Annotated in this window: 1 protein-coding gene; it reads left to right on the top strand. The window is 46.9% G+C overall.

The annotated features are described in order from the left end of the window. Positions 1-514 (top strand): Dyp-type peroxidase (locus ACTHUR_RS15370; RefSeq protein WP_440399498.1); only part of this gene is annotated, 514 nt, incomplete at its 5' end. Positions 515-633 lie beyond the last annotated feature (119 nt).

Raw genomic sequence — 633 nt, 5'->3', positions numbered from 1 at the left:
CCTGTATGAAGACCGCGGCTTGGACGGTTTTGTCGACGGTACGGAAAATCCGCAGGGCGATGACAATGTGCGCAATGTCGCCATTATTCCCGAAGGCAAGCCTGATGCCGGCGGCAGCTATGTTTTGCTGCAAAAATACCTGCACGATTTGAAAAAATGGGATGCCGTTCCCACTGCCGAACAAGAAGCCAGCGTTGGCCGCAGCAAAGAAACCAATGACGAATTCAGCAAAGACGTGCGCCTGCCAGATTCCCATCTCGGCCGCGTCAATGTTAAAGAAAACGGCGTTGGCCTGAAAATTGTCCGCCGCAGCCTACCCTTCGGCAAACTCAGCGGCGAACATGGTTTGATGTTCACTTCCTATTGCAACACGCTGCACAATATTGAAGTTCAACTGCTCAATATGTTCGGCGAATCTGACGGCAAAACCGACTTACTGCTGAAACATTTGTCTAAAGCCGTATCAGGTGCTTACTACTACGCACCTTCTGTCGAACGTTTGCAAAATCTTTAACGGCTCAAAGGCCGTCTGAAAAAAACCTGCCTTTTCAAAGGCAGGTTTTTGTTATTTAAATTCCCTTAATATTTTATGGTATTATCATAGAAATTTATCCCATCGTTGCTTAATAAACC

The sequence above is a fragment of the Neisseria sp. P0021.S007 genome, from assembly GCF_051956855.1.
This window is presented reverse-complemented; position numbering and strand designations above follow the sequence as displayed.